The 4,501-nt window shown below is 65.4% G+C and carries 6 protein-coding genes; 2 read left to right on the forward strand and 4 right to left on the reverse strand.

The annotated features are described in order from the left end of the window. The first annotated feature begins 158 nt into the window (after window positions 1-158). A complete protein-coding gene (locus tag AC5E6L_RS14305; protein ID WP_491228552.1) occupies window positions 159-866 on the forward strand; it encodes a glutathione S-transferase family protein in 708 nt (235 codons plus the stop codon). Window positions 867-882: 16 nt separating this feature from the next. On the opposite strand, the gene AC5E6L_RS14310 is transcribed toward AC5E6L_RS14305, so the two are convergent. The 4 genes from AC5E6L_RS14310 to AC5E6L_RS14325 form a co-directional block, all read right to left on the reverse strand. Further along, window positions 883-1,317 carry a universal stress protein gene (locus AC5E6L_RS14310; RefSeq protein WP_491228551.1) on the reverse strand — a complete coding sequence of 145 codons (435 nt, stop codon included), beginning with the start codon at window positions 1,315-1,317 and terminating at the stop codon, window positions 883-885. An 86-nt stretch (window positions 1,318-1,403) separates the two neighbouring features. Continuing rightward, window positions 1,404-2,258 (reverse strand): TIGR01459 family HAD-type hydrolase, encoded by an 855-nt coding sequence (locus AC5E6L_RS14315; RefSeq protein WP_491228550.1) that lies wholly within the window; start codon window positions 2,256-2,258, stop codon window positions 1,404-1,406. A 152-nt stretch (window positions 2,259-2,410) separates the two neighbouring features. Next, complete coding sequence (locus tag AC5E6L_RS14320) at window positions 2,411-3,109, reverse strand: TadE/TadG family type IV pilus assembly protein (protein ID WP_491774178.1); 699 nt, start codon at window positions 3,107-3,109, stop codon at window positions 2,411-2,413. Between the two features lie 2 nt (window positions 3,110-3,111). Then, window positions 3,112-3,603, reverse strand: a complete 492-nt coding sequence (locus tag AC5E6L_RS14325) for a TadE/TadG family type IV pilus assembly protein (protein WP_491774182.1) — start codon at window positions 3,601-3,603, stop codon at window positions 3,112-3,114. Between the two features lie 187 nt (window positions 3,604-3,790). Here AC5E6L_RS14325 and AC5E6L_RS14330 point away from each other — a divergent pair. After that, a partial coding sequence (locus AC5E6L_RS14330; protein WP_491774180.1) for a TadE/TadG family type IV pilus assembly protein occupies window positions 3,791-4,501 on the forward strand: 711 nt, incomplete at its 3' end.

Below are 4,501 nucleotides of genomic sequence, written 5' to 3' on the forward strand. Positions count from 1 at the left end.
GGTGCCCGGCAAGGCAACGCCAAACGCGCCGGGCACATTTTTGTGAAATCGGCGTGGCCGGTCGTTGCTTGTCCCGGTCGCGATCGGGCCTATGTGCGGCGCGCACCATAATGAAAGCGGCGGCTCCGGCCCGGACCCGCCGGCACAAGGGGACCGAAATGACCAGCAAGACCCTGAACGACTTTCCGATCGCGCGGCACTGGAAGCCGCGCAATCCCGACCTTTTGCAGCTCTACTCGTTTCCGACGCCGAACGGCGTCAAGGTTTCGATCGCGCTTGAGGAACTGGGCGTTCCCTATGAGGATCACACGATCAAGCTCTCCGAGACGACCACGCCCGCCTTCCTGTCGCTCAACCCGAACAACAAGATCCCCGCGATCATCGATCCGGACGGGCCGGGCGGGGAGCCGTTCGGCCTTTGGGAATCGGGCGCGATCCTGATCTATCTTGCCGAAAAGCATGGCGCCCTGCTGCCCGCCGACCCGGCCGCAAAGTATGAAACGCTCCAGTGGCTGATGTTCCAGATGGGCGGCGTCGGGCCGATGTTCGGCCAATACGGCTATTTCGGCGTCTTCGCCGGCAAGGACATCGACGATCCCCGTCCGCGCGAACGCTATGTGAACGAGGCCCGGCGGCTCCTGGGCGTGCTCGAAGGCCGCCTGAGCGATGGCCGCGACTGGATCATGGGCGATGAGTACACCATCGCCGACATCGCGCTGTTCCCCTGGGTGCGCGGCGCCAAACTGTTCTACAAGGCCGAAGAGCCGTTCGAGATGGCCGCGCGGCCGCAGGTGATGGCATGGCTTGAGCGCTGCATCGCCCGCCCCGCCTCCGACAGAGGGCTGGTTCGGCCGCCGCGCCAATAGGCCGGCCGCCACCTGGCTATTTCACCGTCAGGACCGCGCAGTCGGCCAGTTGCGAGACCTTGTGCGTGACGCTGCCGACCAGCATGGCGCCGAAATTGCCCAGGCCCCGCCGGCCCATGACGATCAGGTCGGCCTGGTTTGCCTTGGCGTATTCGACGATCGCGCGGCCGGGATCGCCCTGCCGCACGCAGGTCCGCGGTTCGCCAAACCCGTTTTCGCCGGCGATCGCCACGGCGCCGGCGATCACCTCCTCGCCCGCCTTTTCGAGCGCCTCGGAGCTGGGCGGCAGCGGCACGGCGGAATAGCCGACCATCATCGTCTCGCCGGGAAGCTGGGGCGTGTGCACGATGTGCAGGTCCGCGCCGTACCTGGCGCCCAGGTCGCAGGCGATCCTCAATGCCTGCCTGGCATGGTCCGATCCGTCATAGGCGGCGATAATGGTCTTGAACATGGGCTGTCCTCCTGGCGTCTTGCGGCACTCTCGCAGGCGGGCGCGCCGGCGCATTGACCTCGATCAGAAGGATTTTGACTATCCGTTCAGGTGAGCTGCGGCATGGTCGCCACCGGATCGGCGCCGAAATCGCGCAGGAACGCCTCCATTCTTGCCGGGTCGGGCGCGCCGGGGACGCCATACTCCCGTGCGTGAATGCCGTTTGCGACGAACACCAGGTCGAAGCCGTTGTCCATGGCGCCCTTGACGTCGGTAACGAGCCCGTCACCGATGCAGACCACCCTGTCGCGGCCGAGCGGACCGCCACGAACATCGGCGAGGCGCGCCATCGCCTCCTGGTAGATCGGCGCATGGGGCTTGCCGGCGATCCGCGTGCGGCCGCCCAGAAGCCCGTAGGCGCGCGCCAGCGCGCCGGCGCAGTAGACGAGCCGGCCGCCGCGCTCGACGACGATGTCGGGATTGGCGCAGATCATGGGCAGGTCGCGGGCCCTGAGCCGCGCGAGCATCCCGGCATAATCGTCAGGTGTTTCGGTCTCGTCGTCATAGGGGCCGGTAACGACCACGGTCGACGCCTCGAACTCCTCGACCAGTTCCACGTCGAGCCCCTCAAAGAGGGACAGGTCGCGTTCGGTGCCGATGTGGAAGACGCGCCGCGGCCCTTGCGCGATCAGGGCGCGGGTCACGTCGCCCGAGGTGACGATGTCGTCATATGCTCCTTCGGGCACCCCCAGACGCTCCAGTTGCCGGCGGACCGGCGCATGCGGACGCGGCGCGTTGGTTATAAGGATCACCGTCTTTCCGGCCGCGCGCGCGCGCGAAAGCGCGCCATGGGCGGCGGGCCACGCCGTCACGCCATTGTGGAGCACGCCCCAGACATCGCACAGGATCGCGTCGTAGCGCGCATCCAGCGCATCGATGGTCTTTATTGTCGGTATCGTCAACGCTGCGCTCCGAACGCTGGGAAAAGCCCGCCGGGCGCTCAGGCCATGAACGCATAAACCGGGCCGGTTCGGTACGAGACGAACCGATTCGGCACAAGGCGCAAAAGCGCGGCAGGTGCCGCGCCCTTTCAGAGCTTGGCGGCCGGGCCGTCCTATCCCTTGCACTTGTCGTCGAACAGGTCGCCCGGCTCCTCGACCAGGGCGACGTTGGGCACGAAGCGCAGCGGGAAGAACTGTTGCATGTCGAACCGGCCATCGGTTCGGCCCTCGCTGGGATGGTAGTCGAAGATGCCCAGATAGTTCAGGGCCGGCGCAAGGAAGATGAAGCCGTCCACGACCAGGAACCGCATGCCGTCGATCCGCATCTCGTCGGGGATACCGATCAGCCGCCCCGCATCGCGCGCCGACCGTCCGGCCCGGACATATTCCCACTCGATGCGGCCGCGGATCGATCCGTTCGGGCGCGTCTCGGCGCGCACCATCGTCAGGCGAAAGCGGAAATCCAGGGCACCGTCGGCATCGAAATCCATGCCCGCGCCCGTACGGCGCGCCCAGTTGCCGTACGCATATGATTGGTAGACCAGTTCCGTGATCGCATCGAGCCGGTCGCAGGTCAAATCGGCCGTCCGCGTCGAGATGATGTCGCCGAGCGAGTAGAGGTTGCTGGTCGACCGGTTGTACTGGGTATAGACGGTTCCCGCGTCCCAGGTCAGGAAGGCCATGGACGCAAAGATCGGCAGCACGAATGCCATCTCGACGGCAACCGACCCGCGCACGTCGCCGACGAGCCGGCGCATGCGGATGGCGGCGCGCTTGAACGGGCGCCGAGCGCTGAGGACAGGCGGCGTCATGATCATGGCTCCGTCATGAAGGTGATGCCCGTGGCGAGCCTGGCGGCCGCGTCCCCGAAGATCATTTCGGTGAAGATGATGGTGGGCATTTCGACCTGGGCCTCGACCCGCATCAGCGTATCGCGCGGCGCCAGGGTCAGCGAATCGGGGTCGGAGGTCGACCAGATCGGTTTCATGGCGTCGTCGAACATCTCGATGGACACGCTCAGCGTGTCTTCGCATGTCGTCAGTCTGACGCGACCGCAGATGGCGTCACGGTACCATTGCTCGATCGAAATTCCGTTTTGCGTGACGATGGTTTGCGCATGGTTCGTGCGCAGGTCGAACACCGCCTTTTCGACGGCGCGCTGGGTCGCCGTCGACATGTAGACATAGTAGCAGATCTCGAAGATCGCGATCATCAGCATGAAGAAGGCGGGCGCCAGCAGTCCGAACTCGATTGCGGCCACGCCCCTTTTCTCGCCGATGACAAATCGTCTGATGCGACCGATCATGGTCCTCAAGCCCCATTCCGGCGCAAGCTAGCCGTAAACCGTTTCTTTTCCGTTTTCGCCGATCCTTGAAAATCGGCCGAAGGGTTAAACGGGCCTTCAGATCTCCGCGATACAACCGCAGGACGCATTCGGTGCATGGTGGTCGCGCAGAGGTCCGCGGCCGTTGCGGAGAAAGTACGAGGCGCAGATGATCAAGAGCCTTTTGCGGCGCTTTGCGGCGGACGAAAAGGGGGCGGCCTACATCGTGGCCGGCTTTGCCATGGTGCCGCTGTTCGGGATGACCGCGCTCGCGGTCGACTACACCAATGCCGTGCGTGTCGAAACGCAGGTCAACACCGCCGCCCAGTCGGTCGCGCTGCACCTGGCCAAGCGGACCACGCTCAACCCCAACATTCCCGCCGAGGACCTCGTCGCCGAAGGCAAGGCGATGATGGCGCGCATGGTCACCGCGCGCGACGTCGACTACGATCGCTTCCATGTGGATCCCTCCGACGGGATGGTGCAGATCGTCGCCCGCGCCGATGTGGACACATATGTGATGCATCTGTTCGGCCAGGACGAGCTGACCGTCGTCGGCCGCAAGCAGGCCCAGTTCGGTCGCCGCAACGTCGAGGTCGCCATCGCCATCGACAATTCGGGCTCGATGAACTGGTTTGCCGGCTCATCGCGCAAGATGGACGCGGCCAAGGCCGCGACCCGCATCCTCATCAGCGCGGCGACCGACGCGGTCGCCGATTATGCCAATGCCGACCTGAAGTTCTCGATCGTGCCCTGGCACACCCATGTCAGCGTGCCGAACGACTATCTCGGCGGCGCCGCGCACAATGCCTGGTGGATCGACTGGAGCGGCAGGTCGACGGGCCATTTCCGCTATCTGCCGCCCTACCGGGCATCGGGC

The organism is Roseitalea sp., from assembly GCF_984466335.1.